Genomic DNA, 18,632 nt, shown 5'->3' with positions numbered 1-18,632 from the left:
TGCACAATCATGGAGCGTGGTTCAGCGCGAATCCACCGGACCGGCGGTTTTCTGCGAATGCGCATCGTACGCCTCCACAATTCGCGCGACCAGCGGATGCCGCACCACGTCTGCGCTGGTGAAACGCGTGAGCGCAATGCCGCGCACGTCGGCGAGCACCTGCTGGGCTTCGATCAGCCCGCTCTTGTGGCCGCGCGGCAAGTCGATCTGGGTCGTGTCCCCGGTGACCACCGCCTTCGAGCCAAAGCCGATCCGCGTGAGGAACATCTTCATCTGCTCGGGCGTGGTGTTCTGCGCCTCGTCGAGAATGATGAACGCGTGGTTCAGCGTGCGGCCGCGCATGTAGGCGAGCGGCGCGATTTCGATCATCTGCCGCTCGAACATTTTCGCCGTCTTGTCGAAGCCGAGCAGGTCATACAGCGCGTCGTACAGCGGACGCAGATACGGATCGACCTTCTGCGCCAGATCGCCCGGCAGGAAGCCGAGCCGCTCGCCCGCTTCGACCGCGGGACGCGTCAGCACGATGCGCTTTACCTGGTCGCGCTCCAGCGCGTCCACCGCGCACGCCACCGCGAGATAGGTTTTGCCGGTACCGGCCGGGCCGACACCGAGGGTCACGTCATGCGAGACGATCTGCTTCAGGTACTCGCGCTGCGCCGGCGTGCGTCCGCGCAGGTCCGCGCGGCGCGTGTACAGCTTCGGGCCGAGTTCCTGGAGGTCGTCGTCGCCGGCGTCGGCGGGCTGGTCGAACGGATGATCGGGATTGCCCGGGAAGCGCGGGTCGCCCGCTTCATCGCCATGACCATTGCCGTTGCCGTTCGTGCGATGGCGCGCCGGATGGCGCACTTCCACCAGCGCGAGCTGGATGTCGTCGACCGACAGCGGCTCGCGCGCGTTGTTGTAGAAGTTTTCGAGCGCGGTGAGCGCGAGTTTCGCGCCGCGCCCGCGAATCGTGATGCGGTGGCCACGGCGTTGCAACGTCACGTCGAGCGCCTGCTCGATCTGGCGCAGATTTTCGTCGAGCGGTCCGCAGAGGTTGGCAAGCCGCGCGTTGTCTTCGCGCGGTGCGGTGAATTCCAGATGCTGCTGAGTGGTCTTCAAGGCGGTGGGTCGATCCTGTCGGTTTCGATACGCGGGTGATGCCGCTTAATGCGTGGTGGCAGCGGTGTCGTCATGCACCAGCACGAGCTCGCCACGCAGCGAATGGGGGTACGCATGGACGATTTTCACGTCGACCATCTGGCCGATCAGCCGGGCGTGCGAGGCCACCGGCGCCGGGAAATTCACCACGCGGTTGTTCTCCGTGCGGCCGGCGAGTTCGTTCGGGTCCTTGCGCGCCGGGCGCTCGACCAGAATGCGCTCGATCTTGCCGACCATCGAATCGCTGATGCGCTGGACGTTTTCCTCGATGGTGGCCTGCAAATGTTGCAGGCGCTTGAGCTTCACTTCGCGCGGCGTGTCGTCGTGCAGATTCGCGGCGGGCGTGCCGGGACGTGGGCTGTAGATGAACGAGAAGCTGGTGTCGTACTTCATCTCGTGCACGAGCGCCATCATCTTGTCGAAGTCTTCGTCCGTCTCGCCGGGGAAACCGACGATCATGTCCGTGGAGAGCGACAGGTCAGGGCGAATCGCGCGCAGCTTGCGGATCACCGACTTGTATTCGAGCACCGTGTAGCCGCGCTTCATGGCCATCAGGATGCGGTCGGAGCCGTGCTGCACCGGCAGATGCAGGTGGCTGACGAGCTTCGGCACCTTCGCGTAGGTGTCGATCAGGCGCTGCGTGAATTCTTTCGGATGCGACGTGGTGTAGCGAATCCGTTCGATGCCCGGAATATCCGCGACGTATTCGATCAGCGTCGCGAAGTCGGCGATTTCCGTCGAACCGAGCGTCAGGCCGGCGCGGTAGGCGTTCACGTTCTGGCCGAGCAGCGTAACTTCGCGCACGCCCTGGTCGGCGAGGCCGGCGATTTCGGTCAGCACGTCGTCGAGCGGGCGCGATACTTCTTCGCCGCGCGTGTACGGCACGACGCAGTAGCTGCAGTACTTGCTGCAGCCTTCCATGATCGAGACGAAAGCGCTCGGACCGTCGACGCGCGCCGGCGGCAGGTGATCGAACTTTTCGATTTCCGGAAACGAGATGTCCACTTGCGCGCGGCCGCTGGCGCGGCGCCTGTCGATCATTTCCGGCAGACGATGCAGCGTTTGCGGACCGAACACCAGGTCGACGTACGGTGCGCGCGAGACGATCGAGGCGCCTTCCTGGCTAGCCACGCAACCGCCCACGCCGATAATCAGATCCGGATTGGCTTCCTTCAGTTCGCGCACGCGGCCGAGGTCGGAGAAGACTTTCTCCTGCGCTTTTTCGCGTACCGAACAGGTATTGAACAGAATGACGTCCGCGTCTTCGGGCGTGTCGGTCTTGACGAGTCCTTCAGCCGCACCGAGTACGTCGACCATCTTGTCGGAGTCGTACTCGTTCATCTGGCAGCCAAAGGTCTTTACATAAACTTTCTTGGTCATCGAATTTCGCCGGTCGCAGTGGTTAACCTGGGGGCGTCGTTTAAAAGGTGAAGAGGCGCAACGTGCCGGCGGCGTGCGGGCAGGTGGGCGGCATGCCGCCCTGGAGCCGACAGGCGGCGCTTTAAGCCACGGGTTGGGCCGCCAGTGGGGCCGCCTGGTGCGGCCGGTTCCCGGGCCGAGCCTGAGGCCGGTTCCGCGGCACGGTTGCAGCGTAGCTCAATATTATAGCGCTTCACGCGACGCGGTTTCCGGCCCCGCCTTGCTGTCTGAGTGCTCTGGCGGCAAGCCCAACAGGCGTTCCAGTTCGTCCGACACCTGCGCGAAGCGTTCGCTCAGGAAGTCCAGCAGCGCGCGCACGCGCGGCGCCATGAAACGGTTGCGGTGATAGAGCGCGTGCAGCGGCGCGTCCGGGTAGCGCCATTGCGGCAGCAGGACTTTCAGGCCGTCGGCGCGCAGATCCGCTTCCACGTCCCACATCGACTTGATCACGATGCCGTAGCCGCGCAGCGCCCATTCCCGGGCGAGCGCGCCGTCGTTGGTCTCGCGGGCGGTGTCGAGCGGGACGGTGTAGTGCTGCACCTCGTCGCCGCGCGTGAAGCGCCACTCGTTCACCGGCCCGGACGCCGTGCCCAGCACGATGCAATCGAAATTCGCCAGATCGTGCGGGTCCTTCGGCGTGCCCTTGCGCGCGATGTAAGCCGGCGACGCGCAGAGCACGCGCCGGTTCGGCGCCAGCCGGCGGGCGACGAGCGAACTGTCCTGCGGCACGCCGAAGCGGATCGCCAGATCGATGTCTTCCTGCACCAGATTCGACAGCGAGTCCGACAGCGTCAGCGCGAAGGTGACTTCCGGGTAGAGCGCGTTGAATTCGTCGAGCCAGTGCACCAGCAGATTGCGGCCGAAATCCGAGGTCGCCGACAGGCGCACCTTGCCGCGCACCACGCCCTGGCCGGCTTGCAGCGCGGCTTCGGCGTCGTCGAGCGACTGCAGCGCCTGACGGCAGCAGTTCAGGTAGAGGCGGCCCTCGTCGGTGAGCCGCAACTGGCGGGTGGTGCGGTCGAACAGGCGCGTTTTCAGCGCGGCTTCGAGTTTGGCGAGGGGCGCGCTCGCGGCGGCCGGCGTCAAACCCATCTTGCGGCCCGCCGCCGACAGGCTGACTTGCTGCGCTGCTTCGACAAACAGGCGGATATCGCCGAGGTTGTCCATCATGATCTTTCAAAAGATATTTGAAAATCATTCAAATGCTACGCCAATTATCAAATCGGCGTCCAAGCTCGACAATTCATTCATCGTAAACCCTAGTACTGCGCCTTTTGCCGCTTTTCGCCGTCGGTTGGCTGCGAACCGGCGGTTGGCGCAACGCCCGAACCCGGAGTTAAAAATGCCCATTCCATTACTGGCGCTAGCCATCAGCGCCTTCGCGATCGGCACGACGGAATTCGTCATCATGGGCCTGTTGCCCGAGGTCGCGCGCGATCTGGCCGTGTCGATCCCGTCGGCGGGGCTGCTGGTGAGCGGCTATGCGCTCGGCGTCGCGGTCGGCGCGCCGCTGCTCGCGGTGCTGACCAGCAAGATGCCGCGCAAGCTGGCGTTGCAGTTGCTGATGGGCGTGTTCATTGTCGGCAATACGCTGTGTGCGCTCGCCTCGGACTATTCCGTGCTGATGGTCGCGCGCGTGGTGACGTCTTTCGCGCATGGGTCGTTCTTCGGCATCGGCGCGGTGGTGGCGGCTTCGCTGGTGCCGGCCGAGAAGCGCGCGAGCGCGATCGCGCTGATGTTCACCGGACTCACGCTCGCGAACGTGCTCGGCGTGCCATTCGGCACGTTCATCGGCCAGGAGTTCGGCTGGCGCGCGGCGTTCTGGATCGTCAGTGCGTTCGGCTTGCTGTCGCTCGCGGGCATCACGGCGCTGGTGCCGAATCGCCACGATGCCGGGCCGGTCGGTCTCGGCCATGAAGTGCGCGTGCTGAAGGACCCGCAAGTCTGGACCGCACTCGCGATGACGGTGCTCGGCTTCGGCGGCGTGTTCGTCGTATTTACGTATATCGCGCCGATTCTGGAACAGGTGAGCGGTTTCTCGCCGCGTGGCGTCACGCTGATTCTGGTGCTGTTCGGCGTGGGCCTGACGGTTGGCAATACGGTGGGCGGCAAGCTCGCGGACCGCGCGCTGATGCCTTCGCTGATGGGCATTCTGGCCGCGCTCGCGGTGGTGATGGCGATCTTCGCGCGCACCAGTCATTCGCAGGTGGGCGCGGCGGTGACGATCTTCGTGTGGGGCATTGCGGCGTTCGCGACCGTGCCGCCATTGCAGATGCGCGTGGTTGAAAAGGCCGCCGCGGCGCCGAATCTGGCCAGCACGCTGAATATCGGCGCGTTCAATGTCGGCAATGCGGGCGGCGCGTGGCTCGGTGGTCTCGTGATCGGTCACGGTCATTCGCTCGATACCTTGCCGTGGGTCGCCGCCGCGGTCAGCGTGGCGGCCTTGCTGCTCACGTGGTTTGCCGCGCGTGCGGACGCCCCGGCGGCGACGGTGGCGCAGCGCGCCTGAGTGCGGGTGCCTTATGAAAAACGCGGACAAGCATTGCGAAAGACGTCCTCCGCAATGCTGATAACAGTGTGAAGATAACTTCGTTGGGCGCGGCGGGGCGCAATGCTATCTTGCTTCCACTAACTGCTTGCCCGCCGACCGGCGGTGCTTCTGGAGGCAAACATGCATTCTCCGCTTGCGCTGGTTCGCGATCCCGCGGCCGATACCGATGCGTCGCCGCGTGCCGCCGAACCCTTCGATGCACTGGAGCATCTGGTCGGCGTGAATCTCGCGCGCTTGCGCGCCGAACGGCAACTGTCGCTCGATGCATTGGCCCGCGCGTCGGGTGTGTCGCGCGCGATGCTCGCGCAGATCGAATCGGCGCGCAGCGTGCCGTCCATCAAGGTGCTGTGCAAAGTGGCGGCGGCGTTGAAGGTGTCGGTGGCGGCGTTCTTGCGGCGTCACGCGACCAACGGTTTCGAGCATTTGCCGGCGGAACGCTCGTCGCGTGTCGTCAGTTCGAACGGGCGTTATTCAGCCCGGCCGCTTTATCCCGACAGCGAGCCGACCGCCGCAGAGTTTCACGAATTGCGCATCGCGCCCTTGCACACCGAAACCGGCACGCGCCGCGCGCCCGGCACGACGGTGAATCTGGTGGTTAGCGAAGGCACGCTGGAAGTCAGCGTGCACGATCAGCGCCAATTGCTGGCCACGGGCGACGCGATCGTGTTCGACGCCGACCAGCCGCATAGCCTGCGCAATCCAGGCGACACCGAAGCGCGCGCGTTTCGCGTCACGCTGAGGGCGGAGACGCCGCCGCGCTGGGATGTGCCCACCGCCCACCACGAGGCGGCGCGCGAGGCTACGCCGGTTTGATCGAATGGGCCTGCAATTGCAGGGTCCATTTGCCCAGTAGGGGCTGCGCTGCAGGTTTTTTGCGACTGCTGTATGCTTTGCCAGCCGGTTAATCCGGTAATCAGTGCGTCTTCAGGGCGGGGTGAAATTCCCCACCGGCGGTATGCCGGCAACGCGAGAGCGTGAGCCGGTGAGCCCGCGAGCGCCCACGTAGTCCGTTTATTGGGACCTGTGCAACTACGTTGCATGGGACCAGAGTAAGCGCTTAAGCGCTAACTCTGGTCGACATGGGGTCAGCAGATCTGGTGAGAAGCCAGAGCCGACGGTCAGAGTCCGGATGGAAGAAGATGTGCAGATAGTCATGTTCGTTTCCTTGGCGCCGCCTGCCAGTCCGGGCGGTGCGCGAGCGCCGTTTTGCGCGGCGTTCGAAGGCGCGTCTTTGTCTGTTTGCAATGCCCTGAAACGTTTCTCGCCCAACTTTTGCGATGAGCGTTTCAACTATGTCCTTTGTTACTTTTCCTGCTCCGTCGGTGGATGTGGACTCCGCATTCCTCGATCTCCCGCTGCTCGACACCGAACCCGTTCCGCCGCGTATCGCCGCCGCGTTGCAAGCCATGCGCGATGGCCGTGCCGTCGTTCTCCAGGACGATCACGACCGCGAGAACGAAGCCGATCTGATCGTTTCCGCCGAGCGTCTTTCCGTTGAAACCATGGCGCTGCTGATTCGCGAATGCAGCGGCATCGTGTGTCTGTGCCTGCCCGACGATAAGATCCGCGCGCTCGAACTGCCGCCCATGGCCGTCAACAATGAAAGCCGTCACGGCACCGCGTTCACGGTTTCGATCGAAGCACGCGACGGCGTGACCACCGGCGTGTCGGCGCTCGATCGCGTCACGACGATTCGCGCCGCGATTGCCGATACGGCCAAGCCCGCCGACATCGTGCGCCCGGGCCACGTGTTTCCGTTGCGTGCGCAGCCCGGTGGCGTGCTGGCGCGGCGCGGGCACACCGAAGGCACGGTGGATCTGGCGATTCTCGCGGGTCTGAAGCCGGCCGGCGTGCTGTGCGAACTGATGAACCCGGACGGCACGATGACGCGCGGCGCGGAGGTGGAACGCTTCGCCGCGCAACACAATCTGCCGATGCTGACCATTGCCGAGTTGGTGGAGTTTCGTCAGGCGCTGGCGCAGGCGCGCGAGTGCGTGGCCGACGAGGTTTGATGTCGATGCTGCGCGTGGCGCACGGCGGGAGTTTCATCCGTGTGCCGCGCTTACCTGAAGGAAGACCGGCTGCGCGCGCAGCCGGTCTTTTATTGCCGCGGCGGTGAGCGGCTACGACTGAACGTCGCCGAACTCGCCGCGCACGCCGGCTTCGACCAACGCGGGCAGTTCGTCCATATGCTGCATGATGCGTGTCATGCCCATCTTGCGTAGCGCGTCCGCGTAGCCGTCGGGAATGTGGCTCGCGCCGACGAAGGCGATCGTCTTCATACCCGCCGCGCGCGCCGCGTTCAGTCCCGCTACGCTGTCTTCCACCACGATGCAGCGCGACGGCTCCACACCGAGTGTCTTCGCGGCGAACAGATAAACGTCGGGGTAAGGCTTTGGCCGGGCGACCTGTTCGGCGCTGAAAATCCGCTCACCGAAAATCTGCTGCAAACCCGCGCGCCGCACCGACGCGGTCACACGCGTCATCCGGCTGTTGGAGACGACAGCGGCCGGCAACGTGACACGTTGCAGCGCTTCGCGCACGCCGTTGATCGGGCTCAGCGAGGCGGCGAGCTCGAGCTCGACGTTGTGCTCGATGGTGTCGAAAAAATTCTCGGGCAGCGTGATGTCGAACGATTTCTCGATGCTTTCCAGAAAACGCGAGGTCTGCTGGCCAAAGGCCGTTTTGACGATGGGTGCGAAGTCGAGGCCGGGGAAGGTGGTGCTCAGCGTGTCGAACATTACGCGGTCAGCGATGATTTCGCTGTCGACGAGCACGCCGTCGCAGTCACAGATGAGGTGGTCGATCATGCCTGAAAACAGAAAGCGGAGCGCATGGGCGAGTGGACTGCATGCTCATGCGCGGTGATTGAAAGCAATATGATACGTGCTTTGGCGCCGCCTGAGCGGCGCCCGCGCTTTCCGTTCGCGTCTGATTGCGCGTTGAGCACTCGTTCAGCGTGCTCAACGCACAATCAGGCGCGCGCCGCAACGAGGCGATGCGGCCTATGCAGCCACACGATCAATGCGCGTGCAGGTACAGATACAGCGCCGTTGCCAGTGCGCCGCCCAGCAGCGGGCCGCACACCGGAATCCACGAATAACGCCAGTCGCTGTCGCGCTTGCCCGGAATCGGCAGCAGCGCATGCATCAGACGCGGCGACAGATCGCGTGCGGGGCTCATCGCATAGCCGGTCGGGCCGCCGAGCGAAATACCGATGCCGAGCACGAGCAGGCCGACCGGCAGCGCGTCGAGCGCGCCCAGACCAACTTGCGGCGAGGCCAGGTACAACACGCCGAGGATCAGCACGAACGTCGCGATCATTTCGGTGAGCAGGTTATGCGGCACGCTGCGAATCGCAGGCGACGTGCAGAATACGCCGAGCTTCACGTCGGCATCGCCTTCTTTCGCAAAGTGCTGACGATACGCGATCCACACGAGCAGCGCGCCCGCCATACCGCCGAGCATCTGCGAGGCGACGTAGCCGGGCACCTTGGCCCACGCGAACTTGCCCGCCAGTGCGAGGCTGACCGTCACGACAGGATTCAGGTGCGCGCCGCTGTACGACGCAGTGACGTACACGGCGATGAACACGGCCATCGCCCAGCCCATCACGATCACGATCAGGTCCGCGCCCTTGCCTTTGGTACGCGCCAGCAGCACGTTGGCGACCGCGCCGTTGCCGAGCAGCACCAGCAGCGCGGTGCCGATAAATTCCGCAATGTAAGGAGACATTGTTGGTTATCCGAAATATAGTTATTAGGGAAGCCGCTGGATAAGCGGCTTCGTTATGTCGAAAGATGTTGGGTGAAAACCAGAATCAGGGCGTATCGGCCCAGGCCTTCGCAGCGCGGATCGCGCGCTGCCATCCATCGAGGCATTCCTTGACGTCGGCGTGCGGCAGGGCGGGCGTGAAGCGGCGGTCGAGCTTCCACTGGCTTTGCAGCTCGTCCATGTCTTTCCAGTAACCGACTGCGAGACCGGCCAGATAGGCCGCGCCCAGCGCAGTCGTTTCCGATACCTGCGGGCGCACGGCGTCGACGCCGAGAATGTCCGCCTGGAATTGCATCAGCAGATTGTTCGCGCAAGCGCCGCCGTCCACGCGCAGTTCGCCGATGCGAATGCCGGAGTCGGCTTCCATCGCCTTCAGTACGTCGAGCGATTGGTAGGCAATCGAGTCGAGCGCGGCGCGCGCGATATGCGCCGAGGTCGTGCCGCGCGTCACGCCGAACAGCGTGCCGCGAGCGCGGGCATTCCAGTGCGGCGCGCCGAGGCCGGCGAAGGCGGGCACCAGATACACACCGTCGGTATGCGGCACGCTGCGTGCCAGCGTTTCGATTTCCGCGGCGTTCTTGATGATGCCGAGGCCATCGCGCAACCATTGCACCACGGCGCCGCCAATGAAGATGCTGCCTTCCAGCGCATAGTTGATCTTGTCGCCGATCTGCCACGCGATCGTGGTGACGAGGTTGTTCTTCGATTCGATCGGCTTGTCGCCGGTGTTCATCACGAGGAAGCAGCCCGTGCCGTAAGTGTTCTTCACCATGCCCGACTGCGTGCACATCTGGCCGAAGAGGGCGGCGTGCTGGTCGCCGGCGATGCCCGCCAGCGGAATCTTCGACGCGAACACGGTGGTCTTGGTCGGCCCGTACACCTCCGACGACGCGCGCACTTCCGGCAGCATGTTGCGCGGAATGTCGAGCGCTTCGAGCAGTTCGTCGTCCCACTTCAGCGAGTGGATGTTGAAGAGCATCGTGCGCGACGCGTTGGTCACGTCCGTGACGTGCAGGCCGCCCTTGGTGAAATTCCACACCAGCCAGCTATCCACCGTGCCGAAGGCGAGGCGGCCTTGCCTGGCCTTTTCGCGTGCGCCTTCCACGTTGTCGAGAATCCAGCGGATCTTGGTCGCGGAGAAGTAGGCGTCGATCGGCAGGCCGGTCTTCGCGCGGACTTTTTCTTCGAGACCCTGCTCCTTGAGCTGGTCGCAGAAGTCGGCGGTGCGGCGGTCCTGCCAGACGATCGCGTTGTAGATCGGATGACCGGTTTCCCGATCCCACACGATGGTGGTTTCGCGTTGGTTGGTGATACCAATCGCCGCGATCGAGGTGCCGTTCATGCCGGCGCGCGTGACCGCTTCGGCGGCGACTCCGGCCTGGGTCGACCAGATTTCCTGCGGATCGTGTTCGACCCAGCCCGGACGCGGATAGATTTGCTGGAATTCTTTCTGAGCGGTCGACACGACGTTGCCGAGCCGGTCGAACAGCATCGCGCGCGAGCTGGTGGTGCCTTGGTCAAGCGCGAGGATGTACTGATCCTGCATTGTCTCTTCTCCATGCGTTTTATGAATCGCCGGACAACTGGCCGGCGACGGGAACGGCTTGTTGTTTTAAGCAGGCTGCAACAGTTTGCGATGGTGCGTGCCGGCTTGGTTCAGCCGAGGGGTGAATCGATCTCGTAAGGGTGCGGCGGATGCGCTGCGGCGCGGCGCCTGATTAGGCGCTCTGTCGCTCGGGTTCGTGGGCGAACCACGTGTCGATATCTCGTGTGATCGTATCGAGTGTGCCAGGTTCGACGTGCAAGCCGAGTTTCGAACGCCGCCACAACACGTCCTGCGCGCTGCGCGCCCATTCGGTATCGCGCAGGTACCTCAGTTCAGCTTCGTAAAGACCGGGTGCGAAGGCGCGGCCGAGATCGGCCACCGAGCGGGCGTCGCCGATCACGTGCCTGACGCGCGTGCCGTAGGCGCGGGCGAGGCGGTGGGCCAGATCGGCCGGCAGCCATGCATGGTGCTGCCGGAAATCGTTCAGGAAGCGCTCGAAATTGGCGTTCGGAATGTCGCCGCCGGGCAGCGGCGCGCCGGCCGTCCATGACGATCCGTCTTTATGCAGCGCCTGCGCGAGCTGATCGACCGCTTCTTCGGCCAGTTTGCGGAACGTGGTGATCTTGCCGCCGAACACCGACAGCAGCGGTGCTTCGCCCGAGGGCGCGTCGAGTTCGAGCGAATAGTCGCGGGTGACCGCCGACGGGTTGTCCGCCCCTTCTTCCTCGAGCAGCGGACGCACGCCCGAATACGTCCAGCGCACGTCGGCCGGCGAGATCTTCTGCTTGAAATAGCGATTGATCGAATCGCACAGGTACTGCGTTTCCTCGGCGTTGATCGCCACTTGCGATGGGTCGCCGCGATACTCGAGATCGGTGGTGCCGATCAGCGTGTAGTCGTGTTCGTACGGAATCGCGAAGATGATCCGCTTGTCCGGATTCTGGAAAATGTACGCGTGGTCGTGTTCGAACAGGCGGCGCGTGACGATGTGGCTGCCTTTCACGAGGCGCACGCTATGCGATGCGGCGCGGCCCAGCGCGCCCTGCAGCAGTTCGCCGACCCACGGACCCGCCGCGTTCGCGATCGAGCCGGCGCGCACGTCCAGAATCGTGCCGTCAGCGCGCTTGAGTTGCGCGCGCCATTCGCCGCCGGCGCGCACGGCGCTCAGCAGCTTGGTGCGCGTGAGAATGGTCGCGCCGCGCTCCTGCGCGTCCAGCGCATTCAGCACGACCAGCCGCGCGTCGTTGACCCAGCCGTCCGAATAGACGAAGCCGCGCTTGATCGACTCGACGAGCGGTGCGCCGGCCGGATGGTTGCGCATCACGATGCCGCGCGAGCCGGGCAGCAGTTCGCGTTTGGCCAGGTGGTCGTACAGGAAGAGACCCGCGCGGATCAGCCAGGCCGGGCGCAGATCGGGCATGTGCGGCATCACGAAGCGCAGCGGCCACATGATGTGCGGCGCGGCGCGCAGCAGCGTTTCGCGCTCCTGCAAGGCTTTGCGCACCAGCCCGAACTCGCGGTATTCGAGGTAGCGCAGACCGCCGTGAATCAGCTTCGTGCTGGCCGAGGACGTATGCGACGCCAGATCGTCCTGTTCGCACAGCAGCACCGACAGGCCGCGGCCCGCCGCATCGCGAGCGATGCCTGCGCCGTTGATCCCGCCGCCGACGACGAGCAAATCGTATCTCGAGCCTTGCGTCACCTGCTGTGTCCCCTGCGTCGTAACTAGTAAGCCGTTTGGAAAATCTATCGAACCGATAGTGTTCGTTTGCGAACTTTAATGAACATATTCGAAAAAGTAAAGTTCGGTTTGCTTAGGTGAACCTCTAATGGCCGTCCGGGAGTGGCGCAACGCGCGGCCACGGACGATACTCTTGACAGCAGCCATTTCGAGGTGATTTCTCATGCGTGGATTTTTGACGATCGGCGCCGTCGCGCTTCTCGCGGGGTGCGTCAGTTCACCGAGCCTGACCGGAACGACGGGCGCGCGATCGTTCGTGTCGATTCAGCAGATGTGCAGTGCCCAGACGGTCGACTACGGCAACGACGCGCAGGGCGTCTACGCGGCCATGTTCGACGCCTACGTGGCGAATCGGCGCGGCAAGTTGTCGAAGGACGATTTCTGCGCGTTCCAGGCGTCGATCGCGCAGCGTTATGCGAGCCAGGGCGCGAGTGCCGACCCGCAGGTCCGCAATCAGTGGGTGACGTTCTTTACAGACCAGCGGGCCCGGGCGCTGAGCTGGCGCGCGGGCGTCGATCCGACGCTGCGCAACGGCTGAGCGCGGCGCTTGAAGCGTCGCGCCTTTTTGTCGGAGTCTGCTGAACCGACTGGCGCTTGACGAGCGCTAGCCGCGTTGCGGCTGCGCGCCGCGCCATAACATGCGGCGAATCTGAGCGAACACGGCTTCGCGCGTCGGCCCACGTGCGTCGGCAGACTGTTGCGCTTGTGGCAACGGCAGCTGATTGGCGAGCGCGAGCATCGTAAAGCCATGCAGACTCGCCCAGTACGCGTAGCCGATCAACTGCGGATCCCCCTCCAGAATGCCCGCGGCGACGAGCCGCTCGAAGTGCTCGCCGAGCATGCGCCATGCGCGCCGCGACGCGGCGGCGAGTTCCGGATATCCGCCTTCCTGCTGAGCCAGATCGAACATCAAACGGTAGGCGTGCGGCTCGTCGAGTGCGAACGCCACGTAGGCCTCGGCCACCGCTGAATGATCCGTTTCGGGCGCCTGCCTGGCGGCGGCCTCGAGGCGCGTCGCGAAACGGTTGAACGCCGCCGCGCGGACCATCGCGAGGATGTCGTCCTTGTCGCGGAAGTAGCGGTAGGGCGTCATCGCGCTGCAGCCCAGCTCTTTCGCCAGTTCGCGCATGGTCACGCCCTGCTCGCCGCGCGTGGCGAACGCGTGCTCGGCCACGCGCCGCATGGTTTCACGGAACTGAAGGATGTCGTCGGGGGAAAGCGTTTTGGGCATGCGCGATGGAGGAGAGTCCGTCGCGTCAATTTACTGTGTAAATGATTTGGGCGCAATCAAACAGGACGCGAGGCGGCGTCCTGATGATCATGTGTAGAAAACGTGCTGGTGCGCGGCGGCGACGGCGCAACACCAAAGCGCCGCCAGCTTCGCCATCACAGCGCCGGATGTTTGCTAGCTCGTCCGGCGGCTCGCGAAAAAGAGATCAGGAAAAACGTTTGATGGCCCGCAATGCGTTGTCGCCGGTTTCCGTTACGCGCCATTGATCATTGCCCGACGCAAGTCGTTCGAGCTGCACCAGCTGGCGTTCCAGCAGAGCGTCGAGCTCTTCTCGTTCCATGTCGACTTGATTGGGGGCGTCCTTGACGAGTAGCAAAGTGGCGAATTCATGCGGACTCAGCATCGTTCTCTCCATGTCAAGCAGATGCGGACGGCCTTGTGGGCAACTGGCCCAAGGCCAGAGAAGTCCGCAGAGGATCAGGCGGGAGGTACGGCTCACACGACAGGTTCACGCAACCAGCGGTACGCGGATTGCGGAACGCACGCCGGGGAACTGGAGTGTAGTCAACCGCACGTTAAACACCAAATCGTCCCCAGTAAATTCTTCGTTTGACAATTAGGCGCTTCAGCGGCGGTTTGGACCTGCGGTCAAATCCTTGATTTCACTCGAAGTTTTGCGTGCACTGCAGCATGGCGGAGAATGCCTGGAATCACTCGGCGACATACACCTGGCAGTTGGCGGCCGTGAGCGTCTCGGTCATCTCCGGGGGCGGCGGAGCGTCGGTGAAGAGTGCGTCGATCTGATCCAGATGGCCTTGGCGAACTAGCGCCGGACGGCCAAATTTGGAGTTGTCGGCGGCAAGGAAAACGGTGCGCGCGTGCTGGATGATGGCTTCGGCCACGCGCACTTCGCGGGTGTCGAAATCGCGCAGCGTGCCGTCCGTCTCGATGCTCGACGTGCCGATGATCGCGAAATCCACCTTGAATTGCCGGATGAAATCGATCGCCAGTTCGCCGACGATCCCCTTGTCCCACGGCCGCACGATGCCGCCCGTCACCAGCACCTCGCAATCCGGATAGCCGCTCATCATGCTGGCGACGTTCAGATTGTTGGTGATCACGCGCAGGCCGCGATGGCGATTGAGCGCGCGCGCCACTTCTTCGGTGGTCGTGCCGAGGTTGATGAAGAGCGACGCCTGATCGGGAATGTGAGTGGCCACTAGCGCCGCAATGCGCCGCTTCTCCTCGTGGAACATGCGCTGGCGCGCCGTGTACGAGACGTTCTCAGAACTGGTCGGCAGACTGGCGCCACCGTGATAGCGGCGCAGCAGGTTCATGTCGGCGAGCCAGTTGACGTCGCGGCGGATCGTCTGCGGCGTCACGTCGAAGTGGGCCGCGAGATCGTCCACGGTCACGAAGCCGTCGCGTTGCACCCACTCCAGCAGTTCCTGTTGCCGGGCGTTGAGAGTCAGGCGGGGGTCTCGGGTCATGTGTCTCGGGTCGTGGGTTTTTTATCGGCGCTGCCGCGACCGGCGCGCGAGGGCGAACCGGCAAACGGGTGATACCTGAAAGAGGTGAGCGTATTGTAAGACCATCGCGCGTCTTGTCTGCCAACTCATGCCACCTGCCTGGGATGCAAGACACCGGGTGTCGTCCATTCAGCCTAATTACGCATTTATTTAGTTGATAAATGAATTTGTTTTTTGGGCCGGGTCGCGCTGCAATCTTGGGTTTCACGTCGCGTGCGCGCTGCATGTGCGACTGATCGCGCGAGTTATCCGCGTTCGCCCCGTTTTCCCATGGTGTCCGGCGTTTCCACGAGCCGGGCCGCGCTTTCGAGAGTGTCCGACATGACTGGCTTCAACTGGCAAAACCCTTATCCGACGCCGCGTCTGCCTGTATTCGCGCGCAACATCGTTTCGACCTCGCATCCGCTTGCCGCGCAAGCCGGGCTGCGCATGCTGTGGAAAGGCGGCAACGCCGTCGATGCGGCGATCGCCGCCGCCGCCGCCATCACGGTGGTCGAGCCGGTCTCGTGCGGCCTTGGCGGCGACGCCTTCGCACTGGTGTGGGACGGCGGCAAGCTGCATGGCCTGAATGCCTCGGGCGTGTCGCCGGCGGCGTGGAACGTCGACTACTTCAAGCGCAAGTACGGCGAGGAAAACGGTCTGGCGAAGCAGCCCAAGCGCGGCTGGGACGCGGTGACTGTGCCCGGCGTGATCGCCGGGTGGGAGGCGTTGCATCAGAAATTCGGCTCGCTGCCCTTTGCCGATCTGATGGAGCCGGCCATCGAGATCGCCGAGCGCGGTCACGCGGTGGCGAGCATCGTCGCGTACAAGTGGGCGGCGGCGGTGCCGGAGTTGAAGGATCTGCCGGGTTTCGCGCAAACCTTCATGCCGCGCGGCCGCGCGCCGGAAGTGAGCGAACTGGTGCGCTTTCCTGGCCATGCAAAGACGCTGCGCCAGCTTGCCGAGCAAGGTCCGCGGGCGTACTACGAAGGTGAGATCGCCGAGCGCATCGCCGCGTTTGCGCGTGAAGGCGGCGGCGCGCTGACCATCGACGACCTGCGCAACTACCGCGCGGATTGGGTCGAACCGATCGGCAAGGACTATCGCGGCTACACGGTGCATGAGATTCCGCCGAACGGGCAGGGCATTGCGGCGCTGATCGCGCTGGGCATCCTCGAAAAATTCGATGTGAAGTCGCTGGCGGTGGACAGCGTCGAGTCGCAGCACCTGCAGATCGAAGCGATGAAGCTGGCGTTCGCCGACGTCTATCGCTACGTCGCCGATCCGCGTTCCATGGAGGTCACGCCCGAGCAGATGCTCGACGACGCCTACCTGAGCTCGCGCGCGAAGCTGATCGATCCCAAGCGCGCCACGCAGTTCGACTTCGGCATGCCGAAGGCCGGCGGCACCATCTACATGTCGGTGGCGGACGAGCGCGGCATGATGGTCAGCTTCATCCAGTCGAACTATATGGGCTTCGGCTCGGGCATCGTGGTGCCGGACAGCGGCATCGCTATGCAGAACCGCGGCTGCGGCTTCTCGATGGACCCGAAATCGCCGAACGTGGTGGAGGGCGGCAAGCGGCCGTTCCACACGATCATCCCGTCGTTCCTCACGCGCCAGGTCAACGGCCGGCAGGAAGCGGTGATGAGTTTCGGCGTGATGGGCGGCGACATGCAGCCGCAAGGCCATCTGCAATCCATCGTGCGGATGCTCGACTACGGTCAGCAGCCGCAGGCCGCGTGCGACGCGCCGCGCTGGAAGGTCAATCGCGACTTCACGATCGACATCGAAGCCACGCTCGATGCGAACACCGCCGAAGCGCTGCAGAAGCGCGGCCACACGATCAAGTCGGTCGACGATCCCTATATGGACTTCGGCTCCGGCCAGTACATCTGGAAGCTCGACGGCGACGATCCGGAGCGCGGCTACGTTGCCGCCAGTGACAGCCGCCGCGACGGCCTCGCCGCCGGGTTCTAGGAACTGCCCGCGGGCGTCGCGCGGCGTCACTACGCTGCGCGACGCGGCAAAACAAGCAAAACACAGACAAGGCAGGAGACATCATGCAGACCCCCGAGTCGCCGTCGGCGACAGCTTTTCCTCATGCGAGCACCGCACCACTTTCCAAAGCGATGGTGCGGCGGATCGTATTTTCGTCGTCGGTCGGCAACGCGCTCGAGTGGTTCGACTTTCTGGTCTACGGCTACTTCGCGACGATCATCGCAAAACAGTTTTTCCCGATGCACGATGAGTGGCTCTCCACGCTGCTTGCGATCGCCACGTTCGGCATCTCCTTCTTGATGCGGCCATTGGGTGCGATTGTGCTGGGCATCTACGGCGACCGCCAGGGACGCAAGGCGGCGCTCACGCTCGCCATTGTGCTGATGATGGTCGGCACCCTCACGATGGCGGTGATGCCGCCGTATGCGTCGATCGGCATTGCAGCGCCGGTGTTGATCCTGCTTGCGCGGCTCGTGCAAGGCTTTGCGGTGGGCGGGGAATTCGGCAGCGCGACGGCGTTCATGGTCGAACACAGCGCGTCGCGCCGCGGTTATTACGCCAGTTGGCAGTTCGCGAGCCAGGGGCTCGCCGCGATTACCGCGGCCGCTTTCGGCTCGCTGCTGACCGCGTGGATGCCGCCCGAGCAATTGAATAGCTGGGGTTGGCGTATTCCGTTCGTGTTCGGCTTGCTGGTTGGCCCGGTGGGCTACTACATCCGTTCGCATCTCGATGAGACACCGGAGTTCCTCGCGATGCGCGCGGCTCGCGAGACGCGTCAGGCGGCCGGCACGCGCGCGGCCGCAGGTGCAGAGCAGGACGCGTCGTTCGCGAGCCAGTGGGTCAATCTGCTGCTCGCTATCGGCATCGTTGCGCAATCCACGGTCGGCGTGTACGTACTGCAGCTTTACATGCCGATGTACGCGGTCAAGCAACTGCACATGCCCGCCGCGGCATCGTTCGGCGTGGTGGTGCTCAACGGTGGCCTGCAGTTTCTGCTCTCGCCGGTGATGGGTGCGTTGTCCGATCGCATTGGCCGGATCCGCATCATGTTGACCACGTCACTCCTGATGGGCGTGCTGATCTATCCGATGTTCGCAGTGCTGCAGTCTCATCCGACCATCGGCTGGCTGCTTCTGCTGCAAGGCACCGCGGGCATTTTCAAGGCAGCGTATTCCGGTCCGATGCCCGCCTTGATGTCGGAGATCTTCCCGACGCAGGTGCGCTCGACGGGTCTTTCGATTGGTTACAGCATCGGCGTGACGATTTTCGGCGGTTTTGCGCCGACGATTGTGGAGACTTTCATTCACTTGACCGGCGACAAACTTGCGCCAAGTTACTACGTGCTTATCGCCGCGGTGCTGTCGGGCCTGTCGCTTGTCGTGGTGGCCTGGCGCATGCGCCGCGTGCGTCTGACTCGCGGCGTGCAGCCCGCTTAATTGCGAGGCTGGCGGCGTTGAGCCTGAAACGCCGCCAGCCTTGCCGAGCCGCACCTGCCGGGCGTCCGCGCAGCCTTAAGCCAGCCTTCGAGCTGGCTTTTTTGTGCGCTGCGCACCGTGCTTTATTGTCCGATCGAATGTTTCGCCTATCCCGGAATTGGAACTGCGGCGGTCCGGCATGGTCTCTGCTGGGTTATCTGCAGAGTTGTGAAACACCGGCTAAGATGCATGATACAAGGGGTTAACTCTAATCAAGGCTCTGTATCTGACACGACGAACCGCGCG

The 18,632-nt window shown here is 64.0% G+C and carries 16 protein-coding genes and 1 riboswitch; of the genes, 6 read left to right on the top strand and 10 right to left on the bottom strand.

Annotation, left to right across the window (positions count from 1 at the left end; translation table 11 throughout):
• Positions 1-21: 21 nt before the first annotated feature.
• From A6V37_RS01640 to A6V37_RS01630, 3 genes are all read right to left on the bottom strand, one after another.
• Positions 22-1,101 carry a PhoH family protein gene (locus A6V37_RS01640; protein WP_064268814.1) on the bottom strand — a complete coding sequence of 360 codons (1,080 nt, stop codon included), beginning with the start codon at positions 1,099-1,101 and terminating at the stop codon, positions 22-24.
• A gap of 45 nt (positions 1,102-1,146) precedes the next feature.
• A complete protein-coding gene (gene miaB, locus A6V37_RS01635; RefSeq protein ID WP_064268813.1) occupies positions 1,147-2,520 on the bottom strand; it encodes a tRNA (N6-isopentenyl adenosine(37)-C2)-methylthiotransferase MiaB in 1,374 nt (457 codons plus the stop codon).
• A gap of 222 nt (positions 2,521-2,742) precedes the next feature.
• Complete coding sequence (locus A6V37_RS01630; RefSeq protein ID WP_064285722.1) at positions 2,743-3,726, bottom strand: LysR family transcriptional regulator; 984 nt, start codon at positions 3,724-3,726, stop codon at positions 2,743-2,745.
• A gap of 175 nt (positions 3,727-3,901) precedes the next feature.
• Between A6V37_RS01630 and A6V37_RS01625 the strand changes: the two genes are divergently transcribed.
• The 3 genes from A6V37_RS01625 to ribB all read left to right on the top strand — a co-directional run bounded on the left by A6V37_RS01625 (position 3,902) and on the right by ribB (position 7,122).
• Positions 3,902-5,068 (top strand): MFS transporter, encoded by a 1,167-nt coding sequence (locus A6V37_RS01625; RefSeq protein ID WP_064268811.1) that lies wholly within the window; start codon positions 3,902-3,904, stop codon positions 5,066-5,068.
• A 162-nt stretch (positions 5,069-5,230) separates the two neighbouring features.
• Complete coding sequence (locus A6V37_RS01620) at positions 5,231-5,923, top strand: helix-turn-helix domain-containing protein (RefSeq protein WP_064268810.1); 693 nt, start codon at positions 5,231-5,233, stop codon at positions 5,921-5,923.
• A 103-nt stretch (positions 5,924-6,026) separates the two neighbouring features.
• Positions 6,027-6,255, top strand: a riboswitch (FMN riboswitch).
• Between the two features lie 147 nt (positions 6,256-6,402).
• The gene (gene ribB / locus A6V37_RS01615; protein WP_064268809.1) at positions 6,403-7,122 is read left to right on the top strand and encodes a 3,4-dihydroxy-2-butanone-4-phosphate synthase; all 720 of its coding nucleotides are present in this window, start codon (positions 6,403-6,405) and stop codon (positions 7,120-7,122) included.
• A gap of 111 nt (positions 7,123-7,233) precedes the next feature.
• On the opposite strand, the gene A6V37_RS01610 is transcribed toward ribB, so the two are convergent.
• The 4 genes from A6V37_RS01610 to glpD form a co-directional block, all read right to left on the bottom strand.
• A complete protein-coding gene (locus tag A6V37_RS01610; RefSeq protein ID WP_064268808.1) occupies positions 7,234-7,920 on the bottom strand; it encodes an HAD family hydrolase in 687 nt (228 codons plus the stop codon).
• A gap of 211 nt (positions 7,921-8,131) precedes the next feature.
• Positions 8,132-8,845: an MIP/aquaporin family protein gene (locus tag A6V37_RS01605; RefSeq protein ID WP_064268807.1), complete on the bottom strand. Its 714-nt coding sequence runs from the start codon at positions 8,843-8,845 to the stop codon at positions 8,132-8,134.
• A gap of 85 nt (positions 8,846-8,930) precedes the next feature.
• Positions 8,931-10,430, bottom strand: a complete 1,500-nt coding sequence (gene glpK / locus A6V37_RS01600) for a glycerol kinase GlpK (protein ID WP_064268806.1) — start codon at positions 10,428-10,430, stop codon at positions 8,931-8,933.
• A 172-nt stretch (positions 10,431-10,602) separates the two neighbouring features.
• The gene (gene glpD / locus A6V37_RS01595) at positions 10,603-12,132 is read right to left on the bottom strand and encodes a glycerol-3-phosphate dehydrogenase (RefSeq protein ID WP_064268805.1); all 1,530 of its coding nucleotides are present in this window, start codon (positions 12,130-12,132) and stop codon (positions 10,603-10,605) included.
• A 202-nt stretch (positions 12,133-12,334) separates the two neighbouring features.
• Between glpD and A6V37_RS01590 the strand changes: the two genes are divergently transcribed.
• Positions 12,335-12,709: a hypothetical protein gene (locus tag A6V37_RS01590; protein ID WP_064268804.1), complete on the top strand. Its 375-nt coding sequence runs from the start codon at positions 12,335-12,337 to the stop codon at positions 12,707-12,709.
• Positions 12,710-12,775: 66 nt separating this feature from the next.
• Here A6V37_RS01590 and A6V37_RS01585 read toward each other — a convergent pair whose 3' ends face one another.
• From A6V37_RS01585 to A6V37_RS01575, 3 genes are all read right to left on the bottom strand, one after another.
• Positions 12,776-13,402 (bottom strand): TetR/AcrR family transcriptional regulator, encoded by a 627-nt coding sequence (locus A6V37_RS01585; protein WP_064268803.1) that lies wholly within the window; start codon positions 13,400-13,402, stop codon positions 12,776-12,778.
• 205 nt (positions 13,403-13,607) lie between these two features.
• A complete protein-coding gene (locus A6V37_RS01580) occupies positions 13,608-13,805 on the bottom strand; it encodes a hypothetical protein (RefSeq protein ID WP_064268802.1) in 198 nt (65 codons plus the stop codon).
• A 307-nt stretch (positions 13,806-14,112) separates the two neighbouring features.
• Positions 14,113-14,892, bottom strand: a complete 780-nt coding sequence (locus tag A6V37_RS01575; RefSeq protein ID WP_064268801.1) for a DeoR/GlpR family DNA-binding transcription regulator — start codon at positions 14,890-14,892, stop codon at positions 14,113-14,115.
• 360 nt (positions 14,893-15,252) lie between these two features.
• Here A6V37_RS01575 and ggt point away from each other — a divergent pair, with 360 nt between their 5' ends.
• On the top strand, positions 15,253-16,890 hold the full coding sequence (ggt, locus tag A6V37_RS01570) for a gamma-glutamyltransferase (RefSeq protein ID WP_064268800.1): 1,638 nt from the start codon (positions 15,253-15,255) through the stop codon (positions 16,888-16,890).
• Positions 16,891-16,973: 83 nt separating this feature from the next.
• Positions 16,974-18,347 (top strand): MFS transporter, encoded by a 1,374-nt coding sequence (locus A6V37_RS01565; RefSeq protein ID WP_064268799.1) that lies wholly within the window; start codon positions 16,974-16,976, stop codon positions 18,345-18,347.
• Positions 18,348-18,632 lie beyond the last annotated feature (285 nt).

The organism is Paraburkholderia ginsengiterrae (assembly GCF_001645125.1).
GTDB lineage: Bacteria > Pseudomonadota > Gammaproteobacteria > Burkholderiales > Burkholderiaceae > Paraburkholderia > Paraburkholderia ginsengiterrae.
Note: the sequence above shows the minus strand (reverse complement) of the source record. Positions and strands in the feature narration are given on the sequence as shown.